Source organism: Ruegeria sp. HKCCE4148 (assembly GCF_017872495.1).
Taxonomy (GTDB): Bacteria; Pseudomonadota; Alphaproteobacteria; order Rhodobacterales; family Rhodobacteraceae; genus Ruegeria.
Genome location: NZ_JAEDOS010000005.1, coordinates 177,163 through 192,646 on the forward strand (window position 1 = coordinate 177,163; position 15,484 = coordinate 192,646).

The 15,484-nt window shown below is 57.1% G+C and carries 17 protein-coding genes; 5 read left to right on the top strand and 12 right to left on the bottom strand.

The window, feature by feature from the left end; all coding sequences use genetic code 11:
- Positions 1-38 precede the first annotated feature (38 nt).
- The 4 genes from I9187_RS15720 to I9187_RS15735 all read right to left on the bottom strand — a co-directional run bounded on the left by I9187_RS15720 (position 39) and on the right by I9187_RS15735 (position 3,530).
- A complete protein-coding gene (locus I9187_RS15720; RefSeq protein WP_171178998.1) occupies positions 39-1,409 on the bottom strand; it encodes a glutamate--cysteine ligase in 1,371 nt (456 codons plus the stop codon).
- 65 nt (positions 1,410-1,474) lie between these two features.
- Positions 1,475-2,002, bottom strand: coding sequence for a hypothetical protein (locus tag I9187_RS15725; RefSeq protein WP_171178996.1), 528 nt, complete (start codon positions 2,000-2,002; stop codon positions 1,475-1,477).
- Complete coding sequence (locus I9187_RS15730) at positions 1,999-2,808, bottom strand: hypothetical protein (protein WP_171178994.1); 810 nt, start codon at positions 2,806-2,808, stop codon at positions 1,999-2,001. Before I9187_RS15730 ends, I9187_RS15725 begins: the two co-directional genes overlap by 4 nt.
- Entirely contained in the window at positions 2,805-3,530 is a 726-nt protein-coding gene (locus I9187_RS15735; protein ID WP_171178992.1) for a 16S rRNA (uracil(1498)-N(3))-methyltransferase, read from the bottom strand. Before I9187_RS15735 ends, I9187_RS15730 begins: the two co-directional genes overlap by 4 nt.
- A gap of 12 nt (positions 3,531-3,542) precedes the next feature.
- Here I9187_RS15735 and ubiA point away from each other — a divergent pair, with 12 nt between their 5' ends.
- The 3 genes from ubiA (at position 3,543) to I9187_RS15750 (ending at position 6,817) form a co-directional block, all read left to right on the top strand.
- On the top strand, positions 3,543-4,505 hold the full coding sequence (gene ubiA, locus I9187_RS15740; RefSeq protein ID WP_209509632.1) for a 4-hydroxybenzoate octaprenyltransferase: 963 nt from the start codon (positions 3,543-3,545) through the stop codon (positions 4,503-4,505).
- Between the two features lie 64 nt (positions 4,506-4,569).
- Positions 4,570-6,495, top strand: coding sequence for an OmpA family protein (locus I9187_RS15745; RefSeq protein WP_171238510.1), 1,926 nt, complete (start codon positions 4,570-4,572; stop codon positions 6,493-6,495).
- 1 nt (position 6,496) lies between these two features.
- A complete protein-coding gene (locus I9187_RS15750; protein ID WP_209509631.1) occupies positions 6,497-6,817 on the top strand; it encodes a hypothetical protein in 321 nt (106 codons plus the stop codon).
- Positions 6,818-6,838: 21 nt separating this feature from the next.
- Here I9187_RS15750 and I9187_RS15755 read toward each other — a convergent pair whose 3' ends face one another.
- Entirely contained in the window at positions 6,839-8,047 is a 1,209-nt protein-coding gene (locus I9187_RS15755; protein WP_209509630.1) for a PLP-dependent aspartate aminotransferase family protein, read from the bottom strand.
- Positions 8,048-8,409: 362 nt separating this feature from the next.
- On the opposite strand from I9187_RS15755, the gene I9187_RS15760 reads away from it, so the two are divergent.
- Complete coding sequence (locus I9187_RS15760) at positions 8,410-8,940, top strand: hypothetical protein (RefSeq protein ID WP_171178984.1); 531 nt, start codon at positions 8,410-8,412, stop codon at positions 8,938-8,940.
- 46 nt (positions 8,941-8,986) lie between these two features.
- Here the strand turns inward: I9187_RS15760 and I9187_RS15765 are convergent, their stop codons facing one another.
- From I9187_RS15765 to pgsA, 3 genes are read right to left on the bottom strand one after another with little or no spacing between them, the layout of a single operon-like run.
- The gene (locus tag I9187_RS15765) at positions 8,987-9,430 is read right to left on the bottom strand and encodes a molybdenum cofactor biosynthesis protein MoaE (protein ID WP_171178982.1); all 444 of its coding nucleotides are present in this window, start codon (positions 9,428-9,430) and stop codon (positions 8,987-8,989) included.
- A 3-nt stretch (positions 9,431-9,433) separates the two neighbouring features.
- A complete protein-coding gene (gene moaD, locus I9187_RS15770; protein WP_171178980.1) occupies positions 9,434-9,679 on the bottom strand; it encodes a molybdopterin converting factor subunit 1 in 246 nt (81 codons plus the stop codon).
- Positions 9,680-9,682: 3 nt separating this feature from the next.
- A complete protein-coding gene (gene pgsA, locus I9187_RS15775; protein ID WP_171093855.1) occupies positions 9,683-10,351 on the bottom strand; it encodes a CDP-diacylglycerol--glycerol-3-phosphate 3-phosphatidyltransferase in 669 nt (222 codons plus the stop codon).
- A gap of 167 nt (positions 10,352-10,518) precedes the next feature.
- On the opposite strand from pgsA, the gene I9187_RS15780 reads away from it, so the two are divergent.
- Complete coding sequence (locus I9187_RS15780) at positions 10,519-11,403, top strand: DMT family transporter (RefSeq protein WP_171178977.1); 885 nt, start codon at positions 10,519-10,521, stop codon at positions 11,401-11,403.
- Here I9187_RS15780 and uvrC read toward each other — a convergent pair.
- The 4 genes from uvrC to I9187_RS15800 all read right to left on the bottom strand — a co-directional run bounded on the left by uvrC (position 11,400) and on the right by I9187_RS15800 (position 15,483).
- The gene (gene uvrC, locus I9187_RS15785) at positions 11,400-13,262 is read right to left on the bottom strand and encodes an excinuclease ABC subunit UvrC (RefSeq protein WP_171178975.1); all 1,863 of its coding nucleotides are present in this window, start codon (positions 13,260-13,262) and stop codon (positions 11,400-11,402) included. The genes I9187_RS15780 and uvrC overlap by 4 nt on opposite strands.
- Before the next feature lie 290 nt (positions 13,263-13,552).
- Positions 13,553-14,332: an SDR family oxidoreductase gene (locus I9187_RS15790; protein ID WP_171178973.1), complete on the bottom strand. Its 780-nt coding sequence runs from the start codon at positions 14,330-14,332 to the stop codon at positions 13,553-13,555.
- 21 nt (positions 14,333-14,353) lie between these two features.
- On the bottom strand, positions 14,354-15,313 hold the full coding sequence (locus tag I9187_RS15795) for a calcium/sodium antiporter (RefSeq protein ID WP_171179426.1): 960 nt from the start codon (positions 15,311-15,313) through the stop codon (positions 14,354-14,356).
- Positions 15,313-15,483 carry a hypothetical protein gene (locus I9187_RS15800; RefSeq protein WP_171178971.1) on the bottom strand — a complete coding sequence of 57 codons (171 nt, stop codon included), beginning with the start codon at positions 15,481-15,483 and terminating at the stop codon, positions 15,313-15,315. Before I9187_RS15800 ends, I9187_RS15795 begins: the two co-directional genes overlap by 1 nt.
- Position 15,484 lies beyond the last annotated feature (1 nt).

Genomic DNA, 15,484 nt, shown 5'->3' on the forward strand with positions numbered 1-15,484 from the left:
TCGGCCCCGCCCCGCGAATGCAAGCGGGACGGTGCGGATCAATAGCTGTATTCCGGGAAAATCCGGGTCAGGTCGCCATTCCAGTCGCCATTGTAGTGATCCAGCAACTCATCTGCCGGAACCTTACCAGTGTCGATGCTTTCCTTGAGCGCGTTCAGGAAATGTGTCTCATCCGGGACCAGCCCCCCAGCACCGGCGCGCGCGCGGGCCTTCAACCCGGCCTCAGAGATCGCAACAACCTCGCGCGCCAGATCGTGCATTTTGATGTCACCGACCTGCGCCTGAAGGCCATTGACTGCAGCTTGCACGCGCAGTTCCTCGCGCGTTTCCGCATCCCAGCCCTTGACCAAATCCCACGCCGCGTCCAGCGCGCCCTGATCGTAAGTCAAACCAACCCAGAAGGCGGGCAGCGCACACAAGCGACGCCACGGGCCACCATCCGCCCCGCGCATCTCCATGTATTTCTTGATCCGTGCTTCGGGGAAGGCCGTGGTCAGGTGATCGGCCCAATCGCTGAGGGTCGGTGTTTCACCCGGCAGAGCAGGCAATTCCCCTTTGAGGAAGTCGCGGAACGACATACCTAGCGCGTTGATATACTGGCCGTCGCGATAGACAAAATACATCGGTACATCCAGCGCATATTGTACGTACCGTTCGAACCCAAAGCCGTCTTCGAACACAAAAGGCAGCATACCCGTCCGGGCGTCGTCCAGATGCCGCCAGATATGGCTGCGCCAGCTTTTCTGGCCATTGGGCTTGCCTTCAAAGAAAGGCGAATTGGCAAACAAGGCGGTCGCCACAGGTTGCAGCGCAAGTGCAACGCGCAGTTTCTGCACCATGTCGGCCTCGGACCCGAAGTCGATATTGACCTGAACCGTGCAAGTGCGCCGCATCATGGCGCGGCCCATGGTGCCGACCTTTTCCATATAGTCGTTCATCAACCGATAACGCCCTTTCGGCATCAACGGCATTTCCTCGTGGGTCCATATCGGGGCCGCGCCCAGACCAATGAAACCAACGCCGATCTCGTCGGCGATGTCCTTCACCTCACGCAGGTGGGTGTTTACCTCATCGCAGGTCTCGTGGATCGTCTCAAGCGGGGCACCGGAAAGCTCCAGCGCGCCACCGGGTTCCAGGCTGACATTTGCACCGTCTTTTTCAAGACCGATCAGCTTGTCGCCTTCGCGCACTTCGCCCCAGCCATGGCGATCCCGCAGACCTTCCAGCACGGCCACAATCGAGCGTTTGCCTTCAAACGGCAGCGGCTTCAGCGTATCTTTGCAATAGCCGAACTTTTCGTGCTCGGTGCCGATGCGCCAGTCTTCTTTGGGTTTGCAGCCTGATTCCAGATATTCGGCCAGTTGCTCATGGCGTTCGATCGGACCGCCGCCGGACTGAGGGATGGACATGAACCGTGCTCCGATCCTGATGTGTCTGTTTTGAAGGTCAGTCGTGGTCGTAAATGGCGCCAGTGTCAATGCAACCGCAAATGTGCCGGGCGCGATGGGGTGCGTTCCCAGATGACGACGGGATGTCGTGATTTACCGTTGAGTTCCGACAGCATCTGTTCGGTTTTCAGCCCAGGCAGGCTAGAGAACACATCAAACAAAGCCTCTGCCCCTTCTGCATTCACAGGAATGTGAAGCGCCGGTTGTCCCGACTGATCCAAAACCCAATGCGCCGGGCTTGAGGTCGGGTCGAGCGCAAGCCGTTCAATCTCGCGAGTCGCCACGATGCCGCCATCCAAAGGACCCAGATAGGTGATCTGACCTTCATCCACGGTCACCACACCCTGCCCACCTGCGCCGGTTCTGAATCGGGCGCGTTGTATGCCAATGACCGCCAATGCCACAGACACCAAGATCAGGAACCAGCCCAACCATGCCAACAACCCACCCGGCCCGCTGACCCAGCTGAGGCCGAGGATTAGGACAAAGAAAGCAACCAAAACTTCGCGCCAGCGCCACAGCGCCAGTTTTGCCTCGGGTCGGATGAAACTCATCTGTACTCTCCAACAGAAACGCCCGAATACGGTGCCTGTATTGCTTCAAACTGCATGGACGTGAAATCGTGCACCAGTTGACGATTTTCAATCCCACCCGCATCGGCCAACTGCGTCTGCCACAACTTTCCGTTTTCCGCCCATTGCAACAAGTCGCCAAAACGGTCCGCCCATTCCCATCCTGAGCAACATATTGCCGGCCCGTCGTGAGGTGGCAACAAGGCATACTGACTGGAAATATGTGCGCGGTTATTTTCTCCAATCGTGAATGTTTGCCTCAGACTCCAGTTTTCGACCAGGTCCAGCCTCAGTTCTATTTCATACTTTTCGCCGCCCGCACGGACCCAACCCCTTTGCTGCAGGCGAGATGAGACGAGATCTCCCATGTGAAAACCGTCGGTCGAATTTGGGAAGCTGTCGGCCTCGGCTGCTCTCAGGCCGTCGGGCAGGTCTTCAGGAGGCGTTGCGCCGTTCAGCCAAAGCCTGCCGTCCGCAGTGAAAGCGCCACCGCCGAACCAGCTGTCGGATTGGGGCCAGTACGCGATCGCCGTAAGCCAGGGCGCTTTGGAAACGGCCGTCCAGCAGCGACCACCTTTGCACGCGAAATAGACCAGATGTCGGCCTGACGGGGAAAGATCGCATCTGTGTTCGTGGATTCGGGCCCCAAGCCATTGCCCAAGCCTTACAGTGCCGACGCTGCGGTCCCACATCAATACAGCAACTTGGTCGGTCGGACCTCGACGCAAAACAATTGCTTGATCTGACCCCAAAGCCGTTAAAACGTGCAGCCGGGGCGGTGGTGTCACGCCCAATCCCCCAGTGCCTGCTGCCACATCGTCAACGCCGCCACAGCCGCCGTATCCGCCCGCAGGATGCGCGGGCCAAGGCTGACCACATGCGCATATGGCAGAGCTGACAGTCGGGCGCGTTCTTTCTCAGAAAAGCCACCTTCGGGGCCGACGAGAATCGCCCATGGCCGTCCTTTTTCATTGGCGGCCAATCGCAGGGCTGAGCCGACCTCGGCCTCGTTGCAGAACATCAGCTGACGGTCTTTGGGCCAACTGTCCAAGACACGATCCAGCCGCTGCAGATCGGTAACTTCGGGCACGAAGGTGCCGCCGCATTGTTCCGCGGCCTCGACCGCATGGGCCTGCAAGCGATCCTGACGGATGCGTTCGGAATTGGTAAACTCGGTCTGTACCGGCAGGATGCGAGCCGCGCCCATTTCGGCAGCTTTTTCAACGATAAAATCGGTGCGGGCTTTTTTGATAGGTGCAAACAGAAACCACAAATCGGGCGGCAATTGCAAAGGTTTGGTCTGCGTGGTGCAGCTCAGTACGCCGCCACGTTTCCCGGCTTCGACCACTTCAGCCAGCCATTCGCCATCCTTGCCATTGAACAAGGCTACGGCCCCACCAACCGTCAGTCGCATCACACCAAACAGATAATGCGCCTGGTCGCGCGTCAAAGGAACCGATTGCCCCTGACCCAAGGGCTGCTCTACATACAGTCTGATCTTCGCACTCATGAGACCTTACATATGCAAGGCAATGCCCCAACACCAGACGGTCAAGTCACCGATGCTGTCACCGGCAACTGGGTCGATACCTATGCGCCAGCCTTCACCCGCCCTTATCTGCGCCTCAGCCGCGCGGACCGGCCCATTGGAACATGGCTGTTGCTGATTCCATGCTGGTGGGGCTTGGCCTTGGCCATCCTGCATGACGGCCAGCCCCGATGGGAAGATCTGTGGATCGCCATTGGCTGCGCATTTGGCGCTTTTCTGATGCGGGGGGCGGGGTGCACCTGGAACGACATCACAGACCGGGACTTCGACGGGCAGGTTGAACGCACACGTTCACGCCCGATTCCCTCGGGTCAGGTCAGCGTCCGACAGGCAGCGGCCTGGATGATCCTGCAATGCCTGCTGGCACTTGGCATTCTGCTCAGCTTCAATCAAGAGGCCATAGCGATGGGCGTACTGTCCTTGCTGCCGGTGACAATTTACCCTTACGCCAAACGGTTCACATGGTGGCCGCAAGTGTTTCTGGGCCTGGCCTTCAACTGGGGCGCGCTTCTGGCCTGGGCGGCGCATAGCGGCTCAGTCGGGTGGCCTGCAATTTCGCTATATCTGGCGGGGATCGCGTGGACTCTGTTCTATGATACGATCTACGCCCATCAAGACGCCGAGGATGACGAGTTGGTGGGGATCAAATCCACAGCACGCCTGTTTGGCGAAGACACGGCGAAGTGGCTGAAGTACTTTCTGGTGGCAACCGTTTCATTTATGGGATTGGCCATCATCGATGCAGGCGTGCCGGATGCTTCGATTCTGGCGCTGGTTGTTGCGCTTTGCGGTCCCTGGGCAATGGGCTGGCATATGATGTGGCAGCTGCGCGGTCTGGATCTGGAAGATAACGCCAAGCTGCTGCAATTGTTCCGGGTCAACCGCGACACCGGCTTGATTCCGCTGATCTTCCTTTGCGTCGCCTTGCTGCTCTGATTGCACCTGTCGAATGAGGGCTGTAAAGATCGGCCCAAACGCCTGAGGAGTGCCAAACCCAAGCATGCGTCTGCCGTATTTTATCGCTGTTTCACTGATCTTTCTGGTCTCAGCCGGGCTGTCTCTGTTGGCGGCCAGCTATGCCGTCACAAAAATCGAAGAGACATCTGAATTCGCCGTAAGGCGGTCACTGGACCTCAAAGGTCATAACTGGGCCGAGGTTGAATCCGACGGTTTGCGCGTTATCCTGACCGGCACCGCACCAGATGAGGCCACACGGTTCAACGCGTTGACTGTGGCCGGGACCGAAGTCGACACATCCCGCGTGATCGACGAAATGGAGGTCGAGGCCACCTCGGCGCTGGCCCCACCCCGCTTCTCGGCGGAAATCCTGCGCAATGACGGCGGCATCTCGATCATCGGTCTGATCCCCGCCAGTGAGGACAGGGCGAGCCTGATTGACCGGCTGCGCAACCTGGATCGGAGCGTTGCAGTGTCGGATCTGATGGAAACGGCAGATTATCCCAAGCCCGATGGCTGGGATGCCGCAATATCTTACGCCATCGAAGCATTGGCGCGGTTGCCTCGTGCAAAAGTTTCCGCCAGCTCTGGCTTGGTCAAGATCACCGCGATTGCGGACAGCCAAGAGGAAAAACAACGGCTTGAACAGGATCTGACGCGCGCCGCGCCGCCCAGTTTGCGCATCGGCTTGGCAATCTCGGCCCCTCGCCCCGTCATCACACCCTTCACACTGCGCTACCTGATAAATGATGAAGGCGGGCAGTTTGACGCCTGTTCCGCCCAGGATGAAAAGGCGCGCGACCGCATCGTGGCCGCCGCGCGCGAGGCGGGCTTGCAAGGCACCTATTCTTGCACCATCGGTCTGGGAGAACCCTCACCCCGCTGGCCCGAAGCCGCCGAACAGAGCATTCAGGCTCTGTCCGAAATCGGCAAGGGCACCGTGACGCTGTCTGACGCGGACATCACGCTGGTCGCGGCGCAAGGCACAAACCCTGCCCTTTTTGATCGGGTGGTGGGTGAGCTTGAAACTGCCTTGCCGCCGGTCTTTGCACTGCACGCCGTGTTGCCGGAACCCGAGACTACGGATGCTTCAGGCCCGGTTGAGTTTTCCGCAACCCGCAGCCCTGAGGGCTTGGTACAACTGCGGGGACGCCTGGGCGATGAGACCCTGCGGGACATGGTCGACAGCTATGCCCGTGCCGCATTTGGCTCTAATCAAGTTTATACCGCCACACGCATTGTGTCCGATCTTCCCGCAGATTGGCCTGTGCGTGTTCTGGCCGGGCTCGAAGCGTTGGCGCAGCTGCATAACGGGGCATTGACCGTGACACCTGAAATGGTCGAACTGAGCGGGATCAGCCACGAAGAAGACGCCAAGGCCCGCATCGCAAGGCAGTTGTCGGACAAGCTGGGTGAGGGGCAGGAATTCACCCTGATGATCACTTATCAGCCTCCACCAGAGCCTGAAGATGCCCTGCCCGACCCGGAAGTCTGCGAACAACAGATTGCTGAAGTTCAGGCTTCTCGCAAAATCGCGTTCGAACCCGGATCAACCACGATTGCTTCAGATTCGCGCGACACGGTGAACCAGATTGCCGATATCTTGCGGGACTGCGGACCGATCCGCCTTGAGATTCAGGGCCACACCGACAGCCAGGGCCGCGAAGAGATGAACCAGCAGCTCAGCCAGGCACGCGCGCAGTCGATTCTGAACGAGTTGCGCGGACGGCGCATTCCCACCAGCAGCTACACCGCCGTGGGATATGGCGAAACGCAGCCCATCGCTGATAACGACACCGAGGAAGGTCGGGAAGAAAACCGCCGAATTGAATTTCGTCTGATCCGTCCCGAACCTGTTGAAACCGGCGAAACAGGTCTCGAAGCGCTTGAGACTGAGACAGAATCCGACACGCCCGAGACAGACCAGACTGACACAACCGCATCAGATGCGGATGCGGAGGACCAGTAAGTTGAACAGAACCGAATTCATCATCGCCACGGCCATCATTCTGTTTGCGGCCTTCTGCATGGGATGGTTTGCCAACTGGTTGGCTCACCGCCTGTCCCGCGTACACCAAAGCGACGTTGCTGATCTGGACCGGATGAGCCAGGAGTTGCACGAGGCCGAAGAAACCCGTGATCAGGCCATCACTTATCTGCAACAGCGCGAAGCCGAGTTGACCAACCAACTGACGCAGACCGAAGCTGAGCTGGCCGCCGCGATGGACGGCCTGCGTGCCGCGCGGCAAGAGGCCGAAGAATTACGCGGGCGGATTAACAACGCCGACTGACGCGCCTCTCACGTGGGCGGATTACAAAACCTGCGCAAGATCGGCGATCAGGTCCTCTGGGTCTTCAAGGCCAACCGACAACCTGAACACGCCGTCCCCTGCATAGTCCCGATAGCTTTCCAGCTGCGCCCCTTCCAGACGGAAAGAGGTCTGCATCAACGCGTCCGTGCCCATCCAGAAAATCAGACTGCGATGGTGGCCCAGCGACACGGCATAGTGAATGATTTTCAGTTTATCGATCATCTGCTGGGCCAGTGCTTCTCCGGTCGCGTTGTCGCCCACCTGAAAGGTGATCATGCCGGATGTGTTTCGCATCTGCCGTTGCGCCAATTCGTATTGCGGGTGTGATTTCAGACCCGGATACACGACTTTGGTGACGGCCCCACGTGTTTCAAGCCATTCGGCAACCTCCATGGCACCCGCCTGATGTGCCTGCATTCGAAGCGGCAAAGTGGCCATACCCCGGGCAATCATCCACGCGTTGAAAGGTGACATGATGCTGCCGTGATGAATGGCGGACTCGTTACGAATCTTCTCAATCAACTCTTTGCGGCCCGCCACCGCTCCGCCAATGGCATCACCATGACCGCCTATGAACTTGGTCACGGAGTGCATGATCAGATCGACGCCCAAATCTTTGCTGGGTTGACCCAGCGGAGAGGCAAAGGTGGCATCACAGGACAACAATGCCCCGGCATCTTGTGCAATGGAGGAAACCGCCGCCAGATCGGTCAGTCGCCCGATTGGGTTAACCGGTGTTTCCGTATGAATCAGCCGTGTGTTTGGCCTGATTGCCGCTAATACCGCCGCCAGATCAGACATGTTGACCGTGCTGACCTCGATCCCCAAGCGCGGCAGCGTATCCCGCGCCAGCTCGGCCACGCCCGCATAAGATACGTCAGAGACGATCACGTGATCTCCGGCTGACAGGAACGTCAGGAAAATCGCAGTTGCAGCCGCCATGCCTGACGCCAGACAGATACAATCCTCGGTGCTTTCAAACGCGCTTATTTTGGCTTCAAGCGTCCGCACGTTGGGGTTGGCCCAACGCCCATAGAGGTATGGGGCCTCTTCCTCGAGATCATGGGCGGAAAACCCAGCCACCTGGCCGGTGACAAAAGTCGAGGACATATGCAAAGCCGGTGCAGATGCACCGTTGGTCGGGTCCGGTTCTTCGCCCACATGAATCGCCCGCGTCGCAAGGCCCTTGTTTCTCAATCCGTTGTTCATGGGGTTGCCCTCTTGATCCGTATGTTCGGATTAAGCGCGAGCCCAAACGCCAACGTCTAGAGGGGAAATGTGCCAAGTATAGTTTAAAAACGACCACAACGTTCACCCCGCATTTTATGCTTTGCATCAATAGCGGTTCAGTGCGTCTGCCAACATGAAGACTACAACACTGGAGGAAGGATCAGCGGAACAGGCTAATTAGCAGTTCTGAACAAACGATAGGTGAGAGACGAATTGATCGGCGTGTTTTGGCCTACACGCCCAGTTCGACTTCAACTTCATTAATAAATTCAATAATATGAATTGGTGCGATTTTGCCTGCACATACTTAAGTCCGCTATCCAACAAAACTGGAGTGAACTATGTATCTCAAGCCAATATTGAAGACTGCCGCAACATTAACAGCACTTGCCGCGACATCCGCTTTTGCCTCAAGCGATGTGATACCGTCCGAGAACGACACCTTTACAAAATGGGGCGAAGAATCTGGTTGGACTATCTTTGTCGATGAAACACGTGGATCATGCTTGATTGAGCGCGTGGATGAGAACAACAATGTCGTTCAAATGGGCCTGACTAAAGATCAGGAAATGGGCTATCTTGGTGTCTTCACGCAAAACGACATCGGCTTGAAAGGTAAGAAGGAAAAAATCTTCTTGTCACTTGACGGAAACGTTTATGAGGCCGAAGCACGCAAGAAAACCAAGCATTTGGCTGAAGGATATACCGGAGGCTATATCTTGGCGAACAACGCGCAATTCGTTGATGACGTTATGAAAAAATACGAAATGACGGTGTTCCCCGAAAAAGAGTTCGCGTTCACTGTAAGCCTGGACGGAACGCTGAAGGCCATTGAAGCCGCTCGCACATGTAATTCCGAACAGAGCAACTAAAGTCTTGTGTTCAACTCCGGCACCTGAACTTGGGTGCCGGACGTTCCTACCACCGGGTTAATGCGTCTTCGTCTTCGTCCTTGGCGGCGACCCATTCCGCACCGGCCCCAGTGATTTCTTTCTTCCAGAACGGGGCGCGGGATTTCAGGTAATCCATCAGGTATTCAGCCGCCTCGAATGCATCTTTGCGATGCGGCGCAGCCGTGGCCACCATCATGATCCGGTCGCCTGGGGCCAGGCGACCGTGGCGGTGGATCACCAACACATCGCCCAGTGACCAACGATCCTTTGCTTCCTGGGCAATCTTGGTCAGAGCTCGTTCGGTCATACCCGGATAATGTTCGATCTCCATGACATCCAGATCACCGCTTGCAAGATCGCGTACGACGCCGGTGAAGGTGACGATGGCACCGTTGGCATCATCCCCGGCGGCAAAGGCGTTGGCCTCAGCGCCCAGATCGAATGGCTCTTCCTGAACGGCAATCTTCATCGCTTAGCCGCCTGTCATCGGTGGGAAAAACGCAACCTCACGCACACCGGTCAGCGAGGCATCAAAATCCGACAACTCTTGGTCCAGTGCCACCCGCAGGGCCGATAAATCGGCAAAGGCCGCCGCATAACGCTCTTCCCTTGCGCACAGTTCCGAGACCAGATCGCTGACCGTTGCAGCGCTTGTCTCAACTTTTTCTTTTGGCAAACCGATGCGTTCGCGCACCCATGCAAAGTACAGCACATCCATCGCTTAGCTCTCCTTAAGATGCGGCATGGCTTTACGTAGGTAGTCATAGCCGGTGATCAATGTCAGTGTTGCGGCGATCCACAAAAGCCACAGCCCGATTTGGCCAGCCCAGTACATGCCTTCAATATTCCAGCGCAGGTGGTTTACGTCTTCAACCTGCCCCGCAATGATCTGCTCGACCAGATCGGCATCCATGCCGAAACTTGCCATCACGGCATAGTGTTCAAAGATACCTTGCGAAAACAGAACCGCGATGGCGATCATCTGCGCAGTGGTCTTCCACTTGGCCAGTTTCGTAACCTTGAGTGTCCCCGCTACATCACCCAGATACTCGCGCAGACCCGAGACAAAAACCTCGCGAAACAGGATCACCGTCGCGGGCAGCACCAGCCACGGCGTCCAGTGTTCTGTCGAATAGCCCACCAGGATCATCAATGCGATCACTACCATCGCCTTATCGGCAATCGGGTCCAGCATCGCGCCGATCTTGGTTTCCTGCTTCCAAGCGCGGGCCAGATACCCATCGAACCAATCGGTAATAGCCGCCGACAGAAACAGGATCAAAGCGAACCAATCCGCATATGGCCGGGTGAAATACAAAAACATGACGGCCAGACCGGGCGCCGCCAACAGGCGCAGGACGGTCAGAATATTGGGCAAGTTCCACTTCATGGCTGGGACCCTATATCGACGCTGCGGGACAGAAAAGCCAATCAGACAAAAAACTGCGCGGATCACAGAAGCTTGGTCAAAGCGCCGCAGGCCTTTGGTCCTGTATCTCTTGGCCTTTCCGGGCTTTGCCGTCAGATTGCGGCGAAAGCCCAGATCGGAAGTGTCAGATGACAGCCCATATTCAAACCGATGCCCGCGCGAACATGATTGGCAGCCTATGGATGATTGCCGCAATGGCGGGTTTTGCGCTTGAGGACGCGCTGCTCAAAGCGTCCTCGGCCGTGGTGCCGATCTGGCAAGTCCTTGTTGTGTTTGGCGCTGGTGGATCACTTGTTTTTGCTGCGGTAGCATTGATGCGCGGAACGCGCTTGATGCATCCTGACGTGCTGTCTCGGCCGATGAAGGTTCGGGTCCTGTTCGAAGTTCTGGGGCGGTTGTTCTATGTTCTGGCCATAGCGCTCACGCCATTGTCCTCGGCCACGGTGATTTTGCAGGCCACACCGCTTGTCGTGGTCGCAGGTGCAGCGTTGTTCTTTGGTGAAGCGGTAGGTTGGCGGCGGTGGAGCGCTATTTTCGTGGGTATGCTTGGTGTTGTCGTGATCCTGCAGCCCACCGGCGACAGCTTTTCATTGCTGTCGATTCTGGCCGTTCTAGGCATGCTGGGATTTGCGGGGCGTGATTTGGCCAGTCGCGCAGCACCTGCCACGCTGGGAACCGAAGTCTTGGGATTCTACGGGTTTCTCAGCATCATCGTTGCGGGGCTCGCCTATCGGTTTTGGGAAGGCGTGCCGATGGTTTCGCTTGATCTACATACCAGCCTGCATCTGACCGGAGCGGTGCTGATGGGCGTTTTGGCTTATTCTTCGCTGATGAAGGCCATGCGCACAGGCGAAGTTTCCGCTGTGACCCCATTCCGCTATACGCGACTATTGTTCGGCATCGGCTTGGGCGTGCTCATGTTCGGCGAAAGCCTCGATCCCGTAATGTGGATCGGCAGCGCGTTGATCGTGGCTTCGGGGCTATACATCCTGTGGCGTGGACGGCGCGCCTAACCCTTGTCGTGAAAGAAATCATAGACCTTCTGCGCCAACCCGGCCGAGATCCCCTCGACTGCTTTTAGGTCCACCAGATTGGCTCGACTGACCGCCTTGGCGCTGCCGAAATGAGTTAACAAGGCACGTTTGCGCGCCGCCCCTACGCCGGGAATTTCGTCCAACGGCGTGGCGCCTACGGCCTTTGCACGCTTTGCGCGGTGAGTACCGATGGCAAACCTATGTGCTTCGTCCCTCAAACGTTGAATAAAATACAGCACAGGGTCGTTGCGCTTCAGGGCAAAGGGGCGCTGACCGGTCCGATGAAACTCTTCCTTGCCGTGATCGCGATCGACCCCTTTCGCAACCCCGACCATTGGAATGTCTGCGACCCCATGGGCCTGCATGATCTCATGCACCGCACTTACCTGCCCTGCACCGCCGTCAATCAGCAAAAGATCGGGCCAGAGCCCTTTTTCCCGATCCGGGTCTTCTTTTTGCAAACGGGTAAAGCGGCGGTTCAGAACCTCTTTCATCATGCCGAAATCATCGCCCGGCGTCAGATCGTCACCACGAATGTTGAATTTGCGATAGGCGTTCTTCATGAAGCCCTCGGGCCCCGCAACAATCATTCCACCGACCGCGTTGGTGCCCTGAATGTGCGAGTTGTCGTAAACCTCGATCCGTTCCGGTGGCGCGTCCAGATCAAACGCTTCGGCCACCCCGCGCAACAGTTTGGCCTGCGTTGCGCTTTCGGACATGCGGCGAGCCAATGACTCGCGCGCATTTCGCAAGGCGCCCGCCACCAGTTCCTGTTTCTCACCGCGCTGCGGAACAAGGATCTCCACCTTGCGGCCTGCCTTCTCGGTCAGGGCCTCCTGCATCAGATCGGCGTTTTCGATCCCGTCCGATAGGATCAGCTGCCGGGGCGGTTCCTTGTTGTCGTAGAACTGACCAAGGAACGCCTCCATCACCTCAGCGGGCGAAACATCGGGGCCGACACGCGGATAGAAATCCTTGTTGCCCCAGTTTTGATTGGCGCGGATGAAGAACACCTGCACACAAGCCTGGCCGCTATCCATATACAGGCCGATCACATCCGCCTCGGCCACGCCGCGCGGGTTGATACCCTGGGACGTCTGAACTTGCGTAAGTGCCCGGATACGATCACGCAGACCGGCGGCGCGTTCAAACTCCATTGCCTCGGACGCGGCCATCATCTGCTCGGCCAGATCCTCCTGCACCTTGGTGGATCGGCCTGACAGGAAACGCTCGGCGTCCTTGACGCTTTCGCGGTATGCCTCTTCCGAGATCAACCCGACGCACGGCCCTGAACAGCGTTTGATCTGATAGAGCAGACAAGGCCGCGTTCGACTGTCAAACATGGAATCCGAGCAGTTGCGCAGCAGGAACGCCTTTTGCAACTGGTTCAACGTGCGGTTCACCGCCCCTGCACTGGCGAAGGGCCCAAAGTAAGCACCCTTTTCCTTCTTCGCCCCGCGATGCTTTTTGATCTGGGGAAAGGCGTGGTTCTTGGCGACCAGAATGTTAGGAAAGCTCTTATCGTCGCGCAGCAGCACGTTGTACTTGGGCTTGAGCTGCTTGATCAAGTTCTGCTCCAGCAGCAACGCCTCGGTCTCGGTCCGGGTTGTCAGGAACATCATCGAGGCGGTCGAAGCGATCATCTTCTCGATCCGGCCAGAATGCCCCGGGCGTGTGTAATTCAACACCCGCGCCTTCAGGTTGCGTGCCTTACCCACATACAGTACCCGACTATCCGCATCCAGCATCCGATACACACCGGGCGAACTGTCCAGCGTTTTTGCATAGCGCTGAATGCAGGCATAACCGGTCGGAGAAGAGTCGCTGTGGGTGGTCATAGGCTTTTGATATGATTCTCTTGGACTGGCTGCAATCTCAGGCCTCTCAAATCAAGAGGAAACAAATCCACGACTTCTGTGGATAAGTGTGAAGATAAGTTTCTGCTGGATCGGAAATCCCCTTGTTTCATTGCCTCTTCCTTGATTTGCACAAAAAATGGGCAATAAATTAACGCCTTGATTCTAAATGATATTTTTTCAATCACTTAGCAAGTGTATGAAAAAAAAGACATTTTTGTAACGCGCAGGTAACACGAATGAGAGCAGTGCAAAACTTGCAGCGAAATTGCTTATTCTACGCCGAGCACGTCGGGTGTTTTCCAACCCAGATGCTGCCCCCCATCAACGCATAGAAGTTGCCCAGTGACCGCGTGCGCGTCCAGAAAATACCCCAGCGCAGCGGTGATATCCGAGGGGTTCGATCCGCGTTCCAGAACCGTGTTGGATCGTTGCGCCTGAAAATGCTGTTCGCTTTGGCGATGCCCCTGAACCGTCGGACCCGGACCAATCGCGTTGACCCGAATGTCAGGTGACAGGGCCTGAGCGGCCGTTCGGGTCAGGGCCCACAGCCCCATTTTCGCGATGGTGTAAGACATGAACTCTGGCGTCAGTTTTCGCACCCTCATGTCCACCATGTTGACGATCAAGCCCGCGGCCAAAGGCTCTTCGTTTTCGTCCATGCCAGCGGCCAGTCCCTGTTCCGCCATAGCCTGTGTCAGTACGAATGGCGCACGCAGATTGCTGTCGAGATGGCGGTCCCAGCTTTGGCGCGTTGCGGTATGGATATTGTCATATTCAAAGATCGAGGCGTTGTTCACCAGACATGTGATCGGGCCGCCCAGCGCCTCAGCCGCGTTCGGCAACAACGCCTGAACCTGAGCTTCGTCCAGCAGATCGGCCTGCAATGCCACTGCATGACGCCCAAGGGCCTGTATCTTGACGACCGTTTCCTGCGCGGGCTGTTCGGATGTAGCGTAGTGAACCGCTACATCGTAACCACGACCCGCCAGATACAGCGCCATAGCCCGGCCCAGACGGATACCGGCACCGGTCACTAAAGCTCGGGTCATGCTTCACCTCATTTTGTCAGATCACACCAGCAATACGGTGACATAAAGCACATAAAGGAAAGTCAACACCAACCCCCATACGCGCGAGATATCCTGTTTGAGGAACACAAACGGGATCAGCAGCAGCGATGCGCCCAACATAACCCACAAGTCGAACCGCAGGAACTCGGGATCAACCGGTATGCGGCCGAACCACGTTGCAATCCCGATGATGGCCAAAAGGTTGAACATGTTCGAACCGATCACGTTACCCAACGCCACATCAGCCTGTCTGCGCAATGCAGCCATAACTGTCGTCGCCAGCTCGGGTAAAGACGTTCCGACCGCGATCAGAGTCAAACCAATGACCGTTTCACTGACCCCATAAGTCCGTGCGATAATGGTCGCGTTGTCCACCAGCAGGTGCGCCCCCATTGGCAAGCCAACCAGCCCCAGTATCAAGTAAATCGACACCTTCCAATAGGGCATGTCGGGATCAGCTTCTTCCAGTCCCTCAAGCTCTTCATCTACGCAGGCTTCACCGCAAGCTTTGCGATGGGCCTTTGCCTCGCGAAAGGCGTTCAACAAGACCAGGCCCAAAGCCGCCAGCAGGATCAGGCCGCTGAAAAAGGTAAAAGTTCCGCAGAAGGCCAAACCGATGAACAGAACTGTGGCCACCAGCATGAAGACATAGTTCCGGCGGCTGTTACATTCGCTGGTGTGCAAGGTCGCAAGCAGCGCGGGAAGGCCCAGAACCAACAAAATATTCGCCGTGTTGGATCCGACAACATTGCCCAGCGCAATGCCCGGGGCATTCTCTTGCAAAGCGCTGATCGCAATCAAAAGCTCTGGCGCGGATGTGCCAAATGCCACGATCGTCAGGCTGACGATCAACGCCGGAACACCTAGGCGCAAGCTCAGGTTCACGGCACCACGCACAAGGGCGTCGCCCGCCAGCAATAGAATCAACAGGCCAAGACCGGACAGCAGCCAAGTGGTAATCAAGTCCGGCCTCCTTTTTCACAGGCGCAGGGGCCTTTGCCGATACGATACCGCCCGCAGCGCCGGCATTTCGCAGAGCTCAATTTCTTTTGCCCGGGAAAGCGCAGCTTGCCGAACATCGCCAATACGCCCATGGCAATCAGGAAAAGGGTGACGGCCTTGATGATCACG

What these genes read in the sequence shown, in the direction of transcription:
- uvrC (WP_171178975.1), bottom strand. Translation starts at nt 13,262, where the DNA reads ATGACCACCCACAGCGACTCTTCTCCGACCGGTTATGCCTGCATTCAG.
- I9187_RS15760 (WP_171178984.1), top strand. Translation starts at nt 8,410, where the DNA reads ATGTATCTCAAGCCAATATTGAAGACTGCCGCAACATTAACAGCACTT.
- I9187_RS15765 (WP_171178982.1), bottom strand. Translation starts at nt 9,430, where the DNA reads ATGAAGATTGCCGTTCAGGAAGAGCCATTCGATCTGGGCGCTGAGGCC.
- I9187_RS15790 (WP_171178973.1), bottom strand. Translation starts at nt 14,332, where the DNA reads ATGACCCGAGCTTTAGTGACCGGTGCCGGTATCCGTCTGGGCCGGGCT.
- moaD (WP_171178980.1), bottom strand. Translation starts at nt 9,679, where the DNA reads ATGGATGTGCTGTACTTTGCATGGGTGCGCGAACGCATCGGTTTGCCA.
- I9187_RS15725 (WP_171178996.1), bottom strand. Translation starts at nt 2,002, where the DNA reads ATGAGTTTCATCCGACCCGAGGCAAAACTGGCGCTGTGGCGCTGGCGC.
- ubiA (WP_209509632.1), top strand. Translation starts at nt 3,543, where the DNA reads ATGCAAGGCAATGCCCCAACACCAGACGGTCAAGTCACCGATGCTGTC.
- I9187_RS15745 (WP_171238510.1), top strand. Translation starts at nt 4,570, where the DNA reads ATGCGTCTGCCGTATTTTATCGCTGTTTCACTGATCTTTCTGGTCTCA.
- I9187_RS15780 (WP_171178977.1), top strand. Translation starts at nt 10,519, where the DNA reads ATGACAGCCCATATTCAAACCGATGCCCGCGCGAACATGATTGGCAGC.
- I9187_RS15755 (WP_209509630.1), bottom strand. Translation starts at nt 8,047, where the DNA reads ATGAACAACGGATTGAGAAACAAGGGCCTTGCGACGCGGGCGATTCAT.
- I9187_RS15720 (WP_171178998.1), bottom strand. Translation starts at nt 1,409, where the DNA reads ATGTCCATCCCTCAGTCCGGCGGCGGTCCGATCGAACGCCATGAGCAA.
- I9187_RS15735 (WP_171178992.1), bottom strand. Translation starts at nt 3,530, where the DNA reads ATGAGTGCGAAGATCAGACTGTATGTAGAGCAGCCCTTGGGTCAGGGG.
- pgsA (WP_171093855.1), bottom strand. Translation starts at nt 10,351, where the DNA reads ATGAAGTGGAACTTGCCCAATATTCTGACCGTCCTGCGCCTGTTGGCG.